Genomic DNA, 19,190 nt, shown 5'->3' on the forward strand with positions numbered 1-19,190 from the left:
CCACACCGCCCCGGGCCCCGTCGCAGCGTTTCGGCGGGGCCCCGCGTCTGCAAAGGAAACGTCAACTCGGGCTTGTCTCAGGAATCTTGGCGCCAATCGGTGTGTTGTTGTGATGTGCAGGACACCCCGCCGAAGCTCCCTGCGTTGTACAACGTAAGCTGTAACGGTGCTGATTCGCGGCAAGTGGGGCGATAATGCCATACACCCCCACACCTGTCGCGCTGCACGGACAGCCGGGCGGCGTGTCCGAAAGAGGTTGTATTGGGTCGGCGGTGTAGAACGGGAGATGTGACGGCAATGGCTACGGAAAGTCTCCAGCTCCGCGGGACATGCGCCGTCCCCGCGTCGGGCGGCGAGCGGTGACGCAAGCCGGGACGGCGCGCACCGGCGACCCGGAGCGCGGCACCCTCGACAAGGCCGCGGACGAGAACTTCCCCGTGGCGCCGTTCTTCCTGCCGAAGGCGTGGCGGGAGGACCTCATGGCCGTCTACGGCTTCGCCCGGCTGGTCGACGACATCGGTGACGGCGATCTCGCCCCCGGTGGGTCCGACGCCCGCCTGCTCGGCGTGTCGCCCGAGGAGGCCGCGGACCGCCTGATCCTCCTGGACGCCTTCGAAGCCGACCTGCGCCGGGTCTTCGACGCGACACCCCGTCACCCCCTTCTGCGCCGGCTGCAGCCCACGGTCCGGCGCGCCGGCCTCACCCCCGAGCCGTTCCTCGGCCTGATCGCCGCCAACCGCCAGGACCAGCTCGTCAAGCGGTACGAGACGTACGACGACCTCCTCGCCTACTGCGAGCTCTCCGCCAACCCGGTCGGCCGCCTCGTCCTCGCCGTGACCGGCACCTCCACCCCCGAGCGAGTCCGCCGCTCCGACGCGATCTGCACGGCGCTGCAGATCGTCGAACACCTGCAGGACGTCGCCGAGGACCTCGGCCGCGACCGCGTCTATCTGCCCGCTGCGGACATGAAGCGCTTCCACGTGCAGGAGGCGGACCTCGCCACGCCCACAGCGGGCGCATCGGTGCGCGCACTGGTCGCGTACGAAGCAGAACGCGCCCGCGATCTCCTGAATGAAGGCGCCCCCCTGGTGGGTAGCGTCCACGGCAGGCTGAAGCTGCTGCTCGCGGGCTTCGTAGCGGGAGGAAGGGCGGCCATCCACGCGATCGCCGCAGCCCACTACGACGTACTTCCCGGCCCGCCCAAGCACGGCAAGCTCCGGTTGCTGCGTGAGGTGGGCGTGACTCTGCGAGGAGAGGGGTGATCCGGACCGTGGAGTCGGAAGAACACGTGTCCCCACCGGTACTCGCCGCGTACCGCTACTGCGAGGCCGTGACCGGGCAGCAGGCCCGTAACTTCGCCTACGGGATCAGGCTCCTGCCGACGCCGAAGCGCCGCGCGATGTCGGCGCTCTACGCGTTCTCCCGGCGTGTCGACGACATCGGTGACGGCGCGCTGGCCGCCGACGTCAAGACGGCACGGCTGGAGGAGACCCGCGTGCTGCTGGCCCGTATCCGCGACGAGGAGGTGGCCGAGGACGACACCGACCCGGTCGCCGTCGCCCTCGCCCATGCCGCCCGGCACTTCCCGATCCCCCTCGGCGGCCTCGACGAACTCATCGACGGCGTCCTGATGGACGTACGCGGCGAGACCTACGAGACCTGGGACGACCTGAAGGTCTACTGCCGTTGTGTCGCCGGGGCCATCGGCCGGCTCTCGCTCGGCGTGTTCGGCACGGAACCGGGGGCGCGCGGCACCGAGCGTGCGCCGGAGTATGCCGACACGCTTGGACTCGCGCTGCAACTCACCAACATCCTCAGGGACATCCGTGAGGACGCCGAGGGCGGCCGCGTCTACCTCCCCGCCGACGATCTCGCCAAGTTCGGCTGTTCGGCCGGTTTCCACGGACCGACCCCACCCGAGGGCTCCGACTTCGCGGGCCTCGTGCACTTCGAAGTGCGTCGGGCCCGCGCCCTCTTCGCCGAGGGCTACCGGCTGCTGCCCATGCTCGACCGGCGCAGCGGCGCCTGCGTCGCCGCCATGGCCGGCATCTACCGCCGGCTGCTGGACCGTATCGAGCGCGAGCCGGAGGCCGTGCTGCGCGGCCGGGTCTCGCTGCCCGGGCGTGAGAAGGCGTACGTCGCCGTGCGCGGCCTGTCGGGGCTCGACGCGCGGAACGTGTCCCGGCGGACCGTCAGGAGGCGTGTGTGATCGACACCCCGGCTCCGTCCGTCACCTCCGAAAAGCGGCAGGCAACCCTCCGGTGCGGCGCGGCGTCCCTGACTGCGACGGCCTGCCGTGCATCGTTCAAGCACCACGGTGGACCGGCACGGGAGGAAGCACGATGAGCGACGGCACCCAGGCGGAGGACCCGGTCGCGGACACCGCGGGTCACCACGGCGTGCCGTCCTCACCCGGGACGTCCGCCGTGGTGGTCGGCGGCGGACTGGCCGGCATCACGGCCGCGCTGGCGCTCGCCGACGCCGGGGTGCGGGTCACCCTCCTGGAGGGACGGCCGCGGCTCGGCGGACTCGCGTTCTCCTTCCACCGCGGCGACCTGACCGTCGACAACGGCCAGCACGTCTACCTGCGCTGCTGCACCGCGTACCGCTGGTTCCTCGACCGCATCGACGCCTCTACGCTCGCGCCCCTGCAGGATCGTCTCGACGTGCCCGTTCTCGACGCGAACGCCGCACCGGGACGGCGGCTCGGCAGACTACGGCGCGACGCCCTGCCCGTACCCCTGCATCTCGGGCGCAGCCTGGCCACCTATCCCCATCTCTCGCTCGCCGAGCGCGCCAAGGTGGGGCGTGCCGCGCTGGCGCTGCGAGCACTGGACCTCGCGGACCCCGCGCTCGACGCGCAGGACTTCGGCAGCTGGCTGGCCGCGCACGGTCAGTCGGCACGTGCCGTCGAGGCACTGTGGGACCTTGTCGGGGTCGCCACCCTCAACGCGGTGGCCGGCGACGCCTCGCTCGGGCTCGCCGCGATGGTGTTCAAGACGGGCCTGCTGTCCGACCCGGGCGCGGCCGACATCGGCTGGGCACGCGTCCCGCTGGGCGAACTGCACGACCGGCTGGCCCGCAAGGCGCTCGACTCCGCGGGCGTCCGTACCGAGGTCCGTACACGCGTCACCTCCATCTCCATTGACGAAAACGGGCTCTGGAGCGTTCAGGTTCCCGGCGAACGCATCGAGACGGACGCCGTCGTCCTCGCCGTACCGCAGCGCGAGGCCCACGATCTGCTGCCCCCCGGCGCCCTGGAGGCCCCCGAGCGGCTGCTGGACATCGGCACCGCGCCGATCCTCAACATCCATGTCGTCTACGACCGCAAGGTGCTCAACCGCCCGTTCTTCGCGGCCCTGGGCTCCCCGGTCCAGTGGGTCTTCGACCGCACCGAGGCCTCCGGACTGCGCGAGGGCCAGTACCTGGCGCTGTCGCAGTCGGCGGCCCAGGAGGAGATCGACGAGCCGGTCGCCGTACTCCGCGAGCGCTATCTGCCCGAGCTCCAGCGGCTGTTGCCCGCCACCCGCGGTGCCCGGGTGAAGGACTTCTTCGTGACCCGGGAGCGCACGGCGACGTTCGCCCCCAGCCCCGGCGTCGGGCGTCTCAGGCCCGGCGCCCGCACCAAGGCCCCCGGCCTCTGCCTGGCCGGAGCGTGGACCGCCACCGGGTGGCCCGCGACCATGGAGAGTGCGGTCCGCAGTGGCATCAGTGCGGCAGGCGCCGCACTCGGCGCGCTGGGCCGGTCCGGCGCCCACCTCCCCGATCTCTTCGAGGAGGCGGCATGAGCGTCGATTCGCTTGGAACGGGCCCCCGCACCCCCGGTATCGCAACAAGAGGAGAGACCGTGCCCACTGTGCCCCCGGCCGAGACGGCCGCCCCGAGGACCGCGGTGGACGTGTCCGCGCTCCTGGAGCGCGGCCGGACCCTGGCCACCCCGGTGCTGCGGTCGGCCGTCGACCGCCTGGCGCCGCCGATGGACACCGTCGCCGCCTACCACTTCGGCTGGATCGACGCCCAGGGCAACCCCGCGGACGGTGACGGCGGCAAGGCCGTGCGCCCCGCGCTGGCCCTGCTGTCCGCCGAGGCCGCCGGCCGGGCGCCCGCGGTGGGCGTGCCCGGTGCGGTCGCGGTCGAGCTGGTGCACAACTTCTCCCTGCTGCACGACGACCTGATGGACGGTGACGAGCAGCGCCGACACCGCGACACCGTGTGGAAGGTGCACGGCCCCGCGCAGGCCATCCTGGTCGGCGACGCGCTGTTCGCCCTGGCCAACGAGGTGCTGCTGGAGCTCGGCACCGTCGAGGCCGGCCGCGCCACCCGCCGGCTGACCACCGCCACCCGGGCCCTCATCGACGGTCAGGCGCAGGACATCTCCTACGAGCACCGCGAGCGGGTCACCGTCGCCGAGTGCCTGGAGATGGAGGGCAACAAGACCGGCGCCCTGCTCGCCTGCGCCTCCTCCATCGGCGCGGTCCTCGGCGGCGCGGACGACACGACGGCCGACACGCTGGAGAAGTACGGCTACCACCTCGGCCTCGCCTTCCAGGCCGTCGACGACCTCCTCGGCATCTGGGGCGACCCGGAGGCCACCGGAAAGCAGACCTGGAGCGATCTGCGCCAGCGCAAGAAGTCCCTGCCGGTCGTGGCCGCGCTCGCGGCGGGCGGAGAAGCCTCCGAGCGGCTCGGCGAGCTTCTCGCCGAGGACGCCAAGAGCAGCGACTTCGAGAACTTCTCCGAGGAGGAGTTCGCCGCGCGCGCCGCCCTCATCGAGGAGGCAGGCGGCCGCGAATGGACCGCTCAGGAGGCGCGCCGCCAGCACGCGATCGCCGTCGAAGCCCTCGACTCCGTCCGGATGCCCCAGGAGGTGCGCGACCGGTTCACGGCGCTCGCCGACTTCGTCGTCGTACGAAAGAGATGATCACTATCGGTCGAATACACCTCGCGTAGTCGCCGGCCGGTGCCCTGAGCGCACGCGCACCGGCCGACGGCGGACCCACAGCAGCACGATTTCGCACGACTGCACGAAGGGGAAGCCATGACAGCGACGACCGACGGAAGTCCCGGGGCCCTGCCGCCCCGTGCTGCCTCGGCCAGCGACACCAGCGAACCGATCCCGGGGGCGGCCGGGTCCGGGGGCACTCGAGACGCCGCCGAGCGCGCCATGCGGCGCGCCACAGACTTCCTGCTCGCGCGGCAGGACGCCCAGGGCTGGTGGAAGGGCGACCTCGAGACGAACGTCACGATGGACGCCGAGGACCTCCTGCTGCGTCAGTTCCTCGGCATCCGTGACGAGAAGACCACCCACGCCGCCGCGCTGTTCATCCGCGGCGAGCAGCGCGACGACGGCACCTGGGCCACCTTCTACGGCGGACCCGGCGAACTGTCCACCACCATCGAGGCGTACGTCGCCCTGCGCCTGGCCGGCGACACGCCGGACGAACCCCACATGGCCAAGGCTTCCGCCTGGATCCGCGAGCAGGGCGGCATCGCCGCCGCCCGCGTCTTCACCCGGATCTGGCTCGCCCTGTTCGGCTGGTGGAAGTGGGAGGACCTGCCCGAACTCCCGCCGGAGCTGATCTGGTTCCCGAAGTGGATGCCGCTGAACATCTACGACTTCGGCTGCTGGGCACGGCAGACCATCGTGCCGCTCACCATCGTCTCCGCCAAGCGTCCGGTGCGGCCCGCGCCGTTCCCGCTCGACGAGCTGCACACCGACCCGGACCACCCCAACCCGGAGAGAGACCTCGCCCCCGTGGCCAGCTGGGACGGCGTCTTCCAGCGGCTCGACAAGGCGCTGCACCAGTTCCGCAAGGTCGCCCCGCGCCGGCTGCGCAGGGCCGCCATGAACACCGCCGCCCGCTGGATCATCGAGCGGCAGGAGAACGACGGCTGCTGGGGCGGGATCCAGCCGCCCGCGGTGTACTCGGTCATCGCCCTTCACCTGCTCGGCTACGACCTCCAGCACCCGGTGATGCGCGAGGGCCTCGCGTCGCTGGACCGTTTCGCCGTATGGCGCGAGGACGGTGCCCGCATGATCGAGGCGTGCCAGTCCCCGGTGTGGGACACCTGTCTCGCGACCATCGCGCTCGCCGACGCGGGCCTGCCCGCCGACCACCCCCAGCTGGTCAAGGCGGCCGACTGGATGCTCGGTGAGCAGATCGTCCGGCCCGGCGACTGGTCGGTGCGTCGGCCCCAGCTGCCGCCGGGCGGCTGGGCGTTCGAGTTCCACAACGACAACTACCCCGACATCGACGACACCGCCGAGGTCGTCCTCGCGCTGCGCCGGGTCAGGCACCACGACCCGGACCGGCTGGAGAAGGCCATCGGGCGCGGGGTGCGCTGGAACCTCGGCATGCAGTCGAAGAACGGCGCGTGGGGCGCCTTCGACGTGGACAACACGAGCCCGTTCCCCAACCGGCTGCCGTTCTGCGACTTCGGCGAGGTCATCGACCCGCCGTCCGCCGACGTCACCGCGCACGTCGTGGAGATGCTAGCGGTCGAGGGCCTCTCCCACGACCCGCGCACCCGCCGGGGCATCGAGTGGCTGCTGGCCGAACAGGAGTCGGACGGTTCGTGGTTCGGACGCTGGGGCGTCAACTACGTCTACGGCACCGGGTCCGTGGTGCCCGCCCTGGTGGCGGCAGGCATCCCCGCCGCGCACCCGGCGATCCGCCGTGCCGTCGACTGGCTGGAGAGCGTCCAGAACGACGACGGCGGCTGGGGCGAGGACCTGCGCTCCTACAAGGACGCCGGGAAGTGGAGCGGCAGGGGCGCCTCCACCGCCTCGCAGACGGCGTGGGCCCTGCTCGCGCTGCTGGCGGCGGGGGAGAGCGAGTCCAAGGCCGTCGAGCGCGGCATCGAGTTTCTCGCCCGGACCCAGAACGAGGACGGCTCCTGGGACGAGCCGTACTTCACCGGCACCGGCTTCCCCTGGGACTTCTCCATCAACTACCACCTCTACCGGCAGGTCTTCCCGCTCACCGCACTGGGCCGATATGTGCACGGCGAGCCGTTCGCCAAGGCCAAGGGGAGCTGATGAGCGTCAAGCCCGAGTCGGCCCCGTTGCTGATCGCCTGCGCCCTCGGCATCGAGCACCTCGCCCTGCGCAGCGGCGGTCACAGCGGCGCCGACGGGCCGGTCACCGTACTCCGTACGGGGATGGGACCCCGGGCGGCCGAACGCTCGGTCACCCGGACGCTCGGCGAGCCGGGCTTCGCTCATGCGGCCGTCCTCGCCACGGGCTTCTGCGCGGGACTCGCACCCGGGATGCACCCCGGTGACCTGGTCGTCGCCGAGGAGACCCGGGACCCGCGCGGCACCACCCCGTGCGAGGGCACCGACCTGCTCGTCAAGGCACTCGTGCGCGCCGTCCCGGGGCGTACCGTCCACACCGGACCGCTCACCGGCTCGGACCACGTCGTCCGCGGTCAGGAGCGGTCCGAACTGCTCGCGACCGGGGCGATAGCGGTCGACATGGAGTCCGCGGCCACGCTCCTGAGCGCCGTTCGGACGGGCGCCCGCCCGGTTGCGGCCGTCCGGGTGGTCGTGGACGCTCCAGAACATGAACTCGTCCGTATCGGCACTGTTCGCGGTGGAATATCAGCTTTCCGTGTTCTTCGCGCCGTGCTGCCTGTTTTCTTCGAATGGCACCGTTCTTTGCTGCTCCCCAGGAGGTGAGCCAGATGGCCATGCCGCTGCGCCAGTCCATCAAGGTGGCGACCTATCTCTTCGAACAGAAGCTGCGCAGGCGGGACAAGTTTCCGCTCATCGTGGAGCTGGAACCGCTCTACGCCTGCAACCTGAAGTGTGAGGGCTGCGGCAAGATCCAGCATCCGGCAGGAGTGCTCAAGCAGCGCATGCCGGTGGCGCAGGCCGTGGGAGCGGTTCTGGAGTCCGGTGCGCCGATGGTGTCGATCGCGGGCGGCGAGCCGCTGATGCACCCGCAGATCGACGAGATCGTACGGCAGTTGGTGGCGCGCAAGAAGTACGTCTTCCTGTGCACCAACGCCATGCTGCTTCGCAAGAAGATGGACAAGTTCACGCCGTCCCCGTACTTCGCGTTCGCCGTGCACATCGACGGCCTGCGCGAGCGGCACGACGAGTCCGTGGCGAAGGAGGGCGTGTTCGACGAGGCGGTGGAGGCCATCAAGGAGGCCAAGCGGCGCGGCTTCCGGGTCACCACCAACTCGACCTTCTTCAACACGGACACCCCGCAGACCGTCATCGAGGTGCTCAACTACCTCAATGACGACCTGAAGGTGGACGAGATGATGATCTCGCCCGCCTACGCCTACGAGAAGGCACCCGACCAGGAGCACTTCCTCGGTGTCGAGCAGACCCGTGAGCTGTTCAAGAAGGCGTTCGCGGGCGGCAACCGCGGCCGCTGGCGGCTCAACCACTCGCCGCTGTTCCTCGACTTCCTCGAGGGCAAGGTCGACTTCCCGTGCACCGCGTGGGCGATCCCGAACTACTCGCTCTTCGGCTGGCAGCGGCCCTGCTACCTGATGAGCGACGGGTACGTGCCGACCTACCGGGAGCTGATCGAGAAGACCGACTGGGACAAGTACGGCCGCGGCAAGGACCCGCGCTGCGCCAACTGCATGGCGCACTGCGGCTACGAGCCCACCGCCGTCCTCGCCACCATGGGCTCCCTGAAGGAGTCCCTGCGGGCCATGCGCGAGACCGTCCAGCAGAACAACGGGTGATCCGATGACCGCCGTTCCTCTGGGCGTCCCCGAGGTACCGGTCCGGCCGATCGCCGAGCGGCGCATGTCGCGGCAGATCCAGGTCGGGCCGGTGGCGGTCGGGGGCGGGGCCCCGGTGTCGGTGCAGTCGATGACGACGACCCGCACGTCGGACATCGGCGCCACCCTGCAGCAGATCGCGGAACTCACCGCGTCCGGCTGCCAGATCGTCCGCGTCGCCTGCCCCACGCAGGACGACGCGGACGCCCTCGCCACGATCGCGCGCAAGTCGCAGATCCCGGTGATCGCCGACATCCACTTCCAGCCGAAGTACGTGTTCGCGGCGATCGAGGCGGGCTGCGCGGCCGTTCGGGTGAACCCCGGCAACATCAAGCAGTTCGACGACAAGGTCAAGGAGATCGCCAGGGCTGCCAAGGACCACGGCACCCCGATCCGGATCGGGGTGAACGCGGGCTCCCTGGACAAGCGGCTGCTGAAGAAGTACGGCAAGGCGACCCCGGAGGCGCTCGTCGAGTCCGCGCTGTGGGAGGCCTCGCTCTTCGAGGAGCACGACTTCCGGGACATCAAGATCTCCGTCAAGCACAACGACCCGGTCGTGATGATCGAGGCCTATCGGCAGCTCGCCGCGCAGTGCGACTACCCGCTGCACCTCGGTGTGACGGAGGCCGGTCCCGCCTTCCAGGGCACGATCAAGTCGGCGGTGGCGTTCGGCGCGTTGCTGTCGCAGGGCATCGGCGACACGATCCGGGTGTCGCTGTCGGCGCCTCCCGCCGAGGAGGTCAAGGTCGGCATCCAGATCCTTCAGTCGCTGGGCCTCAGGCAGCGGCGCCTGGAGATCGTCTCCTGCCCGTCCTGCGGGCGCGCCCAGGTCGACGTCTACAAGCTCGCGGACGAGGTCACCGCCGGCCTCGAGGGCTTGGAGGTGCCGCTGCGGGTCGCGGTCATGGGCTGTGTGGTCAACGGCCCCGGGGAGGCACGGGAGGCGGACCTGGGGGTCGCCTCCGGCAACGGCAAGGGCCAGATCTTCGTCAAGGGGGAGGTCGTCAAGACCGTGCCCGAGTCGAAGATCGTGGAGACCCTCATCGAGGAGGCGATGAGGATCGCCGAGCGGATGGAGAAGGACGGCGTCGGGCCGGGAGCGCCGGCCGTCACCGTGAGTTGAACAGCACGGACCGAGAGGGGGCCCGGCGTGACCATTCTGGAGAGCATCCGGGGACCACGCGACCTGAAGGCGCTGTCCGAGGCGGAACTGAGTCAACTGGCCGAGGAGATCAGGGAGTTCCTGATCCACGCGGTCGCCAGGACCGGGGGGCATCTGGGGCCCAATCTGGGGGTGGTGGAACTCTCCATCGCGCTCCACCGGGCCTTCGAGTCACCGGTCGACCGCATCCTGTGGGACACCGGCCATCAGAGCTATGTGCACAAGATCCTGACCGGTCGCCAGGACTTTTCGAAGCTGCGCGGCAAGGGCGGTCTGTCCGGCTATCCGTCGCGTGAGGAGTCCGAGCACGACGTCATCGAGAACAGCCACGCGTCCACCGCGCTCGGCTGGGCCGACGGGCTCGCCAAGGCCCGCCAGGTGCAGGGGGAGAAGGGCCACGTCGTCGCCGTCATCGGCGACGGCGCGCTCACCGGCGGCATGGCGTGGGAGGCGCTCAACAACATCGCCGCCGCCAAGGACCGCCCGCTGATCATCGTCGTCAACGACAACGAACGCTCCTACGCGCCGACCATCGGCGGCCTCGCCAACCACCTCGCCACCCTGCGCACCACCGACGGCTACGAGAAGGTCCTGGCCTGGGGCAAGGAAGTGCTGCAGCGCACGCCCGTCATCGGCCCCACCGTCTACGAGGCCCTGCACGGGGCGAAGAAGGGCTTCAAGGACGCCTTCGCTCCGCAGGGCCTCTTCGAGGACCTGGGCCTGAAGTACGTCGGCCCCATCGACGGCCACGACATACGGGCCGTCGAGTCGGCGCTGCGCCGCGCCAAGCGCTTCCACGGCCCGGTCCTCATCCACTGCCTCACCGAGAAGGGCCGCGGCTACGAGCCGGCCCTGGCCCACGAGGAGGACCACTTCCACACTGTCGGCGTGATGGACCCGCGTACCTGCGAGCCCCTCGCGCCGCCCAAGGCCCCGTCGTGGACCTCGGTGTTCGGCGACGAGATCGCCCGGATCGGCGAGGAGCGCGAGGACGTCGTCGCCATCACGGCGGCCATGCTGCACCCGGTGGGCCTCGGCAGGTTCGCCGAGCGGTTCCCGGACCGGGTCTGGGACGTGGGCATAGCCGAGCAGCACGCGGCGGTCTCCGCGGCCGGTCTCGCCACCGGGGGACTGCACCCCGTCGTCGCCGTCTACGCCACCTTCCTCAACCGTGCCTTCGACCAGCTGCTGATGGACGTCGCCCTGCACCGCTGCGGCGTCACCTTCGTACTGGACCGCGCGGGGGTCACGGGCGTCGACGGACCCTCGCACAACGGCATGTGGGACCTGTCCGTTCTGCAGGTCGTGCCGGGCCTGAGGATCGCCGCACCGCGCGACGCCGACCAGCTGCGGGCCCAGCTGCGGGAGGCGGTCGCCGTCGACGACGCGCCGACCCTGATCCGGTTCCCGAAGGAGTCGGTGGGGCCGGCGATCCCGGCCGTGGACCGGGTGGGCGGCCTGGACGTGCTGCACCGCGACGAGGCGCCCCAGGTGCTGCTCGTCGCCGTCGGCGTCATGGCGCCCGTCTGTCTGCAGGCCGCCGACCTGCTTCAGGCCCGCGGCGTCGGCTGCACGGTCGTCGACCCCCGCTGGGTCAAACCCGTCGACCCCTCCCTGCCGGGCCTGGCCGCCGAGCACCGGCTCGTCGCGGTCGTCGAGGACAACAGCCGCTCCGCCGGCGTGGGCTCCGCGGTCGCCCTCGCGCTAGGGGACGCCGACGTAGACGTACCGGTGCGGCGGTTCGGGATCCCCGAGCAGTTCCTGGCGCACGCCAAGCGCAGCGAGGTGCTCGCCGACATCGGCCTCACACCCGTGGAGATCGCCGGGCGGATCAGCGCCTGCCTGGCCGCCAAGGACGAGCTGTCCAAGGACGTGCCGTCCCAGGAGAAAGTGAACGCGGAATGACCATCCCCACCGGGCAACGGGAGTTCGACCTCGGCGCGCTCCTGGCCGAACGCGGGGCCGAGCGCTACGAGCTGCACGCGAAGTACCTCAACCACCAGCTTCCGCGCATGCTGCACACCATCGGCTTCGACAAGGTCTACGAGCGGGCCGAGGGCGCCCACTTCTGGGACGCGGACGGCAACGACTACCTGGACATGCTCGCCGGGTTCGGGGTGATGGGCCTCGGCCGCCACCACCCCGTGGTCCGCAAGGCGCTGCACGACGTGCTGGACGCCCAGCTCGCCGACCTCACCCGCTTCGACTGCCAGCCCCTGCCCGGCCTGCTGGCGGAGAAGCTGCTCGCCCACAGCCCGCACCTGGACCGGGTGTTCTTCGGCAACAGCGGCACGGAGGCGGTCGAGACCGCGCTGAAGTTCGCCCGGTACGCCACCGGCAGGCCCAGGATCCTGTACTGCACCCACGCCTTCCACGGGCTGACCACCGGGTCGCTCTCCGTCAACGGCGAGGACGGCTTCCGCGACGGCTTCGCGCCGCTGCTGCCCGACACCGCCGTGCCGCTGGGCGACCTCGACGCCCTCGCCCGGGAGCTGAAGAAGGGGGACGTGGCCGCCCTCATCGTCGAGCCGATCCAGGGCAAGGGCGTCCACGAGGCCCCGCCCGGCTATCTGCGCGCCGCACAGGAGCTGCTGCACAGACACAAGGCGCTGCTCATCGCGGACGAGGTGCAGACCGGCCTCGGCCGCACCGGTGACTTCTACGCCTACCAGCACGAGGACGGCGTCGAACCCGACCTGGTGTGCGTGGCGAAGGCGCTCTCCGGCGGATACGTCCCGGTCGGCGCCACCCTCGGCAAGGAGTGGATCTTCAAGAAGGTCTACTCGTCCATGGACCGGGTCCTCGTGCACTCCGCGAGCTTCGGTTCCAACGCGCAGGCGATGGCGGCCGGGCTCGCCGTCCTGTCCGTGATGGAGAACGAGCAGATCGTCGCGAACGCCCGGGCCGTCGGGGAGCAGCTGAAGTCCCGGCTCACCGAGCTCGTCGACAAGTACGAGATGCTCAAGCAGATCCGCGGCCGGGGCCTGATGATCGGCATCGAGTTCGGCCGGCCCAGCTCGCTGAAGCTGCGCAGTCGGTGGACCGTGCTCCAGGCCGCCCGGAAGGGCCTGTTCGCGCAGATGGTCGTCGTGCCGCTGCTGCAGCGCCACCGGATCCTCACCCAGGTCTCCGGCGACCACCTGGAGGTGATCAAGCTGATCCCGCCGCTGATCATAGGCGAGGCGGACGTCGACCGGTTCGTGGACGCCTTCACCGCGGTGATGGACGACGCACACGGCGGCGGGCTGATGTGGGACTTCGGCAAGACGCTGATCAAGCAGGCGGTGGCGAACCGTTGACCCTCCGGGAGCCGGAGCTTTTGCCTCACAGGCAATAAATTTGCCGCAGGGGCAAAGCTCCGGCTCAATGGAGGGCATGAGCTCTCCTGAGACCGATCCCGACACCGGGATCGACGACGGGCCGTCCGAGGACCTGCCCGTCGTCGCTCCGCAGCTGCGTGCACTGCGCCGCCGCGCCGGGCTGACCCTGGAGGCCGCGGCCCGTGCCGCCGGGCTCTCGCCCGCGCACCTGTCCCGGCTGGAGACCGGCCGGCGTCAGCCGTCGCTGCCCATGCTCCTGGCGCTCGCCCGTATCTACAGTACGACCGTCTCCGAACTGCTCGGCGAGACCGTCGCCGACCGGGACGCCGTCGTGCGCGCCGCCGACATGGAGCCGACCCGGGCGGGCGGCTGGGCGTACTGGCAGGCGGGCGGGGCCGGACGCGGCATGCAGGCCCTGCGGGTGCACATCCCTCACGGCACCCAGGGCGACATCGTCCGCGTCCACCCGGGCGAGGAATGGCTGTACGTCCTGAAGGGCCGGCTGCGGCTGCGCCTCGGCGACTCCACGCACGTCCTCGCACCAGGCGACAGCGCGCACTTCGACTCGCTGACCCCGCACCGCCTCGCCGCCGCCGACCACGACGGCACAGAGCTGCTCTTCGTCCACACCCTGCTGCAGAGCCCGACCACCGCGCTCTGCCTCGGCCCCACCCCTGGAGAGATGCCATGACCGAGCAACCCGAACCCCGACCCCGCAGGGTGATGGAGGAGAAGTTCCCGCGCGGCCTGTGGGTGCGGCTGATCGTCTACATCGCGGTCGGCCACCTGTTCGCCGGCTTCATCTACCTGCTGTTCCAGTTGGGCGCGAAGTGAGCGCCCACCCCGGACCGCACCTCAGTCCAGCAGCCGGTCGCGCAGCCGCTCCCGCACCGCGGGCGTGATCCGCAGCCCCTTCTCCAGATAGGTCTCGACACCGCCCCAGGTCTCCTCGACGGTCTCCATCGCCGCCGCCAGATACTCGGCGCGCGCGTCGAAGAGGGGGCTGAGCAGCTCCATCACCTCGGGGGAGTACGCGTCGGGCGACGAGCCGTTGCGGCGCACTTTGTAACGCCGGTGCTTCGCGTTCGACTCCAGGTAGTCCGCGACGATCGCCTCGCGCTCGACCCCGAGGGCGAGGAGCGTCACCGCGATCGACAGCCCCGCGCGGTCCTTGCCGGCGGCGCAGTGCATCAGTGCGGGCACGCTGTCCTCCGCCAGCGCGTGCAGCACCCGGGAGTGCTCGGCCGTGCGCTCCTTGATGATCGTGCGGTAGGACCGGATCATCCTGTTCTCCGCCCTGCCGTCGGCGAGCAGTGCGCGCAGTTGTTCCAGGTCGCCGTCGCGGACCATCTTCCAGAACTCGGCGCCGTGCGCCGGGTCGGTCAGCGGCAGGTTGACGTTCCGCACGCCGGGCAGCTCGACGTCCGGGCCCTCCAGCTTCTTGTCCGCCGCGTTGCGGAAGTCGAAGATCGTGTGCAGGCCCAGCGAGGTGAGGAAGGCGGCGTCCTGCTCCGTCGCGTGCGCGAGGTGGCCGCTGCGGAAGAGCACTCCGCCCCGCACCCGCCGCCCGTCCACGGTCGGCAGACCACCCACGTCGCGGAAGTTGCGTACGCCGGTCAGCTCAGGCTCGGTGGACGGGACCTGCTGCGTCACGAGGGCTCCTCCCATTCCGTCCGCCGACGCTGCTCGCCGGCGGGCCGCGCCTCGACGATACGGCACCGTGTGATCAGACGATCGTCCACGGCAGGACGGCACGCGTCACGGACAGGCATTGCCCGCGAGGCGCCTCACACCCGATGATGTCGGGGCCTGATTGCAACTGTTCGAATCTGTGGGGGCATGTGATGCTGGAGATCGCCGCGGACGGCCGCACCTGGCTGCTGTCAGGGCCCAAGAGCAGCTACGCCCTGCGGCTCGCCGAGGACGACACGCTGCTGCACCTGCACTGGGGCCCGCGGATCGCGCTCGCCGACGCCGAGGCGCTCGCGGCCCTGCCGGCTCCGTCGTACCGGCCCTTCGAGTCCCCGCTCGACGGCCGAGAGGAGTACCCGGTCGAGGGCGGTCCCCGTTTCGTGCGCCCCGCACTGTCCGTACGCACCGAGGAGCGCCGCGGCACGGAGTGGGCGTTCGAGGCGCACGAGGCCGACGGCGACGAACTGCGGCTGCGGTTCACCGACGCCGGACTCCGGATCACCCTCCACTACCGGACGCGCGGCGATGTCGTGGAACGCTGGGTGACCCTCGCCAACGACGGCCCCGCCCCCGCCGAACTCCTGCGTGCCGACTCCGCCACCTGGACGCTGCCCGAGCGCGAGGGCTGGCGCCTCTCCCACCTGCACGGCCGTTGGGCGGCCGAGTCCCGGCTGGTGCGGTCCGACCTCACCTACGGCGACAAGGTCATCGGCAGCCGCCGCGGCCACACCGGCCACCAGCACCTGCCGTGGGTCGCGCTGGACACGGACGCCACCGAGGAGAGCGGCGAGGTCTACGGCTGCGCGCTCGCCTGGTCGGGCACCTGGCGGATCGCCGTCGCCCAGCTTCCGGACGCCCGGGTGCAGATCACCGGCGGCGCCGGCTACGACGACTCGGGTCTGCTGCTGCTCGCGCCGGGGGAGACGTACACCACCCCCGTCTTCGCGGGACTGTGGAGCGACGGCGGCCACGGCGGCGCGAGTCGTGCCTGGCACGCCTACCAGCGTGCGCACGTCGTCCCGGACGCCGACCGGGACCGCCCCGTGCTCTACAACTCCTGGGAGGCCACGGAGTTCGACATCTCCGAGGAGCAGCAGGGGGCGCTGGCGCGGCGGGCGGCGGCCATGGGGGTGGAGCTGTTCGTGGTCGACGACGGCTGGTTCGGCACCCGTACCAGCGACCGCGCCGGGCTCGGCGACTGGCGGCCCAACCCCGACCGCTTCCCCTCCGGCATCAAACCGCTCGCCGACTACGTGCACGCCCTCGGGATGCAGTTCGGCATCTGGGTCGAGCCCGAGATGGTCAACCCGGACAGCGACCTCTACCGCGCCCACCCCGACTGGGTGCAGTACCAGCCGGGACGCAAGCGGACGGAGTTCCGCAACCAGCTCGTGCTCAACCTCGCCCGCGAGGACGTCCAGGAGTACCTCTGGGAGCAGCTCGACGCCCTGCTGACCAGCGCCCCGATCGACTATGTGAAGTGGGACTTCAACCGCTGCTTCACCGACGCCGGCTGGCCCGGCGAGCCCTACCCGCAGCGGCTGTGGGTCGACCACGCGCGCGCCTTCTACGCCCTGCTGGACCGGCTGCGCGCCGCGCACCCCCATGTCGCCTTCGAGTCCTGCTCGGGCGGCGGCGGACGCGTGGACCTGGGCGTCATGAGCCGTACGGACCAGGTGTGGACCTCCGACAACACCGACCCGCTCGACCGCCTCGCCATCCAGCACGGCTTCAGCCAGATCCATCCGGCCCGGGTGATGGCCGCCTGGGTCACCGACAGCCCGAACGCGATGCTCAACGGGCGGGTGAGCTCGCTGCGCTTCCGGTTCGTCAGCGCCATGGCCGGGGTGCTCGGTGTCGGCGGCGACCTCGCCCAGTGGACCGAGGAGGAGCTGGCCGAGGCCGGGGACTGGGTCGCCCTCTACAAGGAGATCCGGCCCGTGGTCCAGCGCGGTGACCTGTACCGGCTGCGGCCGCCGACGGGCGGGTTGAGCGCGGTGCAGTACGTGCTCGGCGACGAGACCGTCGTCCTCGCCTGGCTCCAGGCACAGCACTACGGCGAGCCGGTCGTCCCGCTGCGGCTGCGTGGCCTTGACCCGGCGGCGACGTACGAATGCCTGGAGACCGGTGAACTGCACCGGGGCGCGGTCCTTCTTCACCATGGGCTGCGGCCCGCGCTGCGTGGTGACTTCGACGCGACGGTCATCCGGCTGCGCCGGATCTGATCGTCGCGCGTTCCGGCGGTCCGGTGCCACTTGCGGCCCACCGGGTTCAGCGTCCGGCGGCTCGCCCAACACCCCTGATCAGAGCTGTATTCCTGATCGACGCAGATGCGGCGAGTGGTTTATCTCACCGTCCGTCAACCTTTTCCTACGGTCGCGTAGCTCACATCACAAGGTGAATCATGGACCGATGTGGCAGACGATTCGAAGAATGACAACAGATCAGTGATCGGGTCGTACGTGGCGGTGGGGGACAGCTTCACCGAGGGTGTCGGCGACCCGGGGCCCGACGGGCAGTTCGTCGGCTGGGCCGACCGGTTCGCGGTCCTCCTCGCCGACCGGCGGCCCGAGGGCGACTTCCGGTACACGAACCTCGCCGTGCGCGGCAAACTGCTCGACCAGATCGTCGAGGACCAGGTCCCGAAAGCCGTCGAACTGGCTCCGGACCTGGTCTCGTTCTGCGCGGGCGGCAACGACATCATCCGGCCGGGCACCGACCCCGACGACGTCGCCGAGCGGTTCGAGCGGGCCGTCGCCCTCCTGACCTCCGCCGTCGGCACCGTCATGGTGACCACAGGGTTCGACACACGGGGCGTGCCGGTGCTCAAGCATCTGCGCGGCAAGATCGCCACCTACAACGGCCATGTGCGGGCGATCGCGGACCGGTACGGCTGCCCGGTCCTCGACCTGTGGTCGCTCAAGTCCGTGCAGGACCGGCGCGCCTGGGACGACGACCGTCTCCACCTCTCGCCCGAGGGCCACACCCGCGTCGCCCTGCGGGCGGGCCAGGTCCTCGGCATGGAGGTGCCGGCCGACCCGGACCAGCCGTGGCCGCCCCTGCCGCCGCGCGGCACGTTCGAGGTACGGCGCGACGACATCCACTGGGCACGCGAGTACCTCGTTCCGTGGATCGGACGGCGGCTGCGCGGAGAGTCGTCGGGGGACAGGGTGGTGGCCAAGGGGACGCTGTCGCCGGACGACATCAGGGTGCGGATCACGCAGGCGGTCTGAGTACCGGGCCTCCTCCGCGAACGCCGGAGGGGCTGATGTGTCCGCACCGGCTGCACCGGTCGGCATCATTCAGCCCGTCCGGACTCGCGGAGGAGGCCGTTCGGGCCGAAGCGGGGTCCGGGGCGGAGCCCGAGCCGGGATCCGGGGATGGCAGCCCAGGGAGCCGTACCGTCCCGGAGGACCGGGGCCGCACGTCCGGTCCGTCGGGCACCCGCCTACGGAAGCCTCAGAAGGAGTCGCCGCTTTCCTGTGGAAGGCCGGCACGGCGGTCGTCGGGGCCGACCGGCACCGCGCGCTCCCGAGCTACCGCTACCGCTACCGCTACCGCTACCGCGCGGAGGACGTCCCCCGTTCCACGGGCGGCAGGTCGCAGGAGTCCTTGAAGCCCTGGCTCGTCAGTCCGAGCGCGGAGTTGATGCGCGAGCGCAGGTTCTCCACCGCGACCATGGCCGTCAGCTCGATGAACGCGGGCTCGCCCAGCCGGCCCAGGAGCCGTGCCGCGAGGGCGTCGTCGACGGCGGGCGGGGTGGCCGTCATCGCCTCGGCGTACTCCATGACGTCGCGCTCCAGCTCCGTGTACACGTCGCTGTCGCGCCAGCGCGGCACGTCGACCAGCTTCTCGCGGGCCATACCGCGCTCGCGGCTCACCCAGTAGCCGAAGTCCATGCACCAGGCGCAGCCGATCGCCGCGGCCGACGCCATCTCGGCCAGCGCCTTCAGGTCCGGGTCCAGCTTGTTCCACTTCGCCACCGACTGCTCGAACCGCAGATCGCTCCACAGCACGCGCGGCTGGTGGGCGAGCGCCTTGCCGGGGTCGAGGACCTTTCCGTACGTCCGCTTCGAATACCACTCCATGACGCGGAAGAAGAGCGTGCGGCGCGGGGTTAGGGAGATACGGGCCATGGGGTGCCTCCAGTGCGTCGTTCCCGGGCGCTCCGTGGTGAGCGCCCACACGGGTACGACGGACCGGCGCGCACGGTTGTGACATCCGGCCCGCGCGGCGACCGCGACCGGGACGGACGCCGCCGTGTGACAT

17 protein-coding genes are annotated in these 19,190 nt (G+C 70.9%); 15 read left to right on the plus strand and 2 right to left on the minus strand.

Going from position 1 to position 19,190, the window contains the following annotated elements; genetic code table 11:
• Positions 1-359: 359 nt before the first annotated feature.
• From hpnC to ACFYZE_RS08085, 13 genes are all read left to right on the plus strand, one after another.
• Entirely contained in the window at positions 360-1,262 is a 903-nt protein-coding gene (gene hpnC / locus ACFYZE_RS08025) for a squalene synthase HpnC (protein WP_388990032.1), read from the plus strand.
• Positions 1,259-2,209: a presqualene diphosphate synthase HpnD gene (hpnD, locus tag ACFYZE_RS08030; protein ID WP_388990034.1), complete on the plus strand. Its 951-nt coding sequence runs from the start codon at positions 1,259-1,261 to the stop codon at positions 2,207-2,209. Before hpnC ends, hpnD begins: the two co-directional genes overlap by 4 nt.
• Complete coding sequence (locus ACFYZE_RS08035) at positions 2,206-2,346, plus strand: DUF6380 family protein (RefSeq protein ID WP_388990036.1); 141 nt, start codon at positions 2,206-2,208, stop codon at positions 2,344-2,346. The genes hpnD and ACFYZE_RS08035 overlap by 4 nt, the downstream gene beginning before the upstream one ends.
• Positions 2,343-3,788, plus strand: coding sequence for a hydroxysqualene dehydroxylase HpnE (gene hpnE, locus ACFYZE_RS08040; RefSeq protein ID WP_388990038.1), 1,446 nt, complete (start codon positions 2,343-2,345; stop codon positions 3,786-3,788). The genes ACFYZE_RS08035 and hpnE overlap by 4 nt, the downstream gene beginning before the upstream one ends.
• Positions 3,785-4,921 (plus strand): polyprenyl synthetase family protein, encoded by a 1,137-nt coding sequence (locus ACFYZE_RS08045; protein ID WP_388990040.1) that lies wholly within the window; start codon positions 3,785-3,787, stop codon positions 4,919-4,921. The genes hpnE and ACFYZE_RS08045 overlap by 4 nt, the downstream gene beginning before the upstream one ends.
• A gap of 117 nt (positions 4,922-5,038) precedes the next feature.
• Entirely contained in the window at positions 5,039-7,039 is a 2,001-nt protein-coding gene (gene shc, locus ACFYZE_RS08050) for a squalene--hopene cyclase (protein WP_388990042.1), read from the plus strand.
• Entirely contained in the window at positions 7,039-7,680 is a 642-nt protein-coding gene (locus ACFYZE_RS08055) for a 1-hydroxy-2-methyl-2-butenyl 4-diphosphate reductase (RefSeq protein ID WP_388990044.1), read from the plus strand. The genes shc and ACFYZE_RS08055 overlap by 1 nt, the downstream gene beginning before the upstream one ends.
• Positions 7,681-7,685: 5 nt before the next feature.
• Positions 7,686-8,708, plus strand: a complete 1,023-nt coding sequence (hpnH, locus tag ACFYZE_RS08060; protein WP_366026063.1) for an adenosyl-hopene transferase HpnH — start codon at positions 7,686-7,688, stop codon at positions 8,706-8,708.
• Positions 8,709-8,712: 4 nt separating this feature from the next.
• Positions 8,713-9,870: a flavodoxin-dependent (E)-4-hydroxy-3-methylbut-2-enyl-diphosphate synthase gene (gene ispG, locus ACFYZE_RS08065; RefSeq protein WP_388990046.1), complete on the plus strand. Its 1,158-nt coding sequence runs from the start codon at positions 8,713-8,715 to the stop codon at positions 9,868-9,870.
• Between the two features lie 27 nt (positions 9,871-9,897).
• Positions 9,898-11,814, plus strand: coding sequence for a 1-deoxy-D-xylulose-5-phosphate synthase (gene dxs, locus ACFYZE_RS08070; RefSeq protein WP_388990048.1), 1,917 nt, complete (start codon positions 9,898-9,900; stop codon positions 11,812-11,814).
• Positions 11,811-13,208 (plus strand): aspartate aminotransferase family protein, encoded by a 1,398-nt coding sequence (locus tag ACFYZE_RS08075; RefSeq protein ID WP_388990050.1) that lies wholly within the window; start codon positions 11,811-11,813, stop codon positions 13,206-13,208. Before dxs ends, ACFYZE_RS08075 begins: the two co-directional genes overlap by 4 nt.
• Positions 13,209-13,284: 76 nt before the next feature.
• Positions 13,285-13,920, plus strand: a complete 636-nt coding sequence (locus ACFYZE_RS08080) for a helix-turn-helix domain-containing protein (RefSeq protein WP_388990052.1) — start codon at positions 13,285-13,287, stop codon at positions 13,918-13,920.
• On the plus strand, positions 13,917-14,063 hold the full coding sequence (locus ACFYZE_RS08085) for a DUF6126 family protein (RefSeq protein WP_388990054.1): 147 nt from the start codon (positions 13,917-13,919) through the stop codon (positions 14,061-14,063). Before ACFYZE_RS08080 ends, ACFYZE_RS08085 begins: the two co-directional genes overlap by 4 nt.
• A gap of 21 nt (positions 14,064-14,084) precedes the next feature.
• On the opposite strand, the gene ACFYZE_RS08090 is transcribed toward ACFYZE_RS08085, so the two are convergent.
• Positions 14,085-14,882, minus strand: coding sequence for a tyrosine-protein phosphatase (locus ACFYZE_RS08090; protein WP_388990056.1), 798 nt, complete (start codon positions 14,880-14,882; stop codon positions 14,085-14,087).
• Between the two features lie 191 nt (positions 14,883-15,073).
• Here ACFYZE_RS08090 and ACFYZE_RS08095 point away from each other — a divergent pair, with 191 nt between their 5' ends.
• Both ACFYZE_RS08095 and ACFYZE_RS08100 read left to right on the plus strand, forming a co-directional pair.
• On the plus strand, positions 15,074-17,146 hold the full coding sequence (locus tag ACFYZE_RS08095; RefSeq protein WP_388990058.1) for an alpha-galactosidase: 2,073 nt from the start codon (positions 15,074-15,076) through the stop codon (positions 17,144-17,146).
• Positions 17,147-17,368: 222 nt separating this feature from the next.
• Positions 17,369-18,154 (plus strand): SGNH/GDSL hydrolase family protein, encoded by a 786-nt coding sequence (locus ACFYZE_RS08100; protein ID WP_388990060.1) that lies wholly within the window; start codon positions 17,369-17,371, stop codon positions 18,152-18,154.
• A gap of 327 nt (positions 18,155-18,481) precedes the next feature.
• Here ACFYZE_RS08100 and ACFYZE_RS08105 read toward each other — a convergent pair whose 3' ends face one another.
• Entirely contained in the window at positions 18,482-19,057 is a 576-nt protein-coding gene (locus ACFYZE_RS08105; RefSeq protein WP_388990062.1) for a carboxymuconolactone decarboxylase family protein, read from the minus strand.
• Positions 19,058-19,190: the final 133 nt, after the last annotated feature.

The organism is Streptomyces sp. NPDC001796, from assembly GCF_042892355.1.
In the GTDB taxonomy this organism is placed as follows: domain Bacteria; phylum Actinomycetota; class Actinomycetes; order Streptomycetales; family Streptomycetaceae; genus Streptomyces.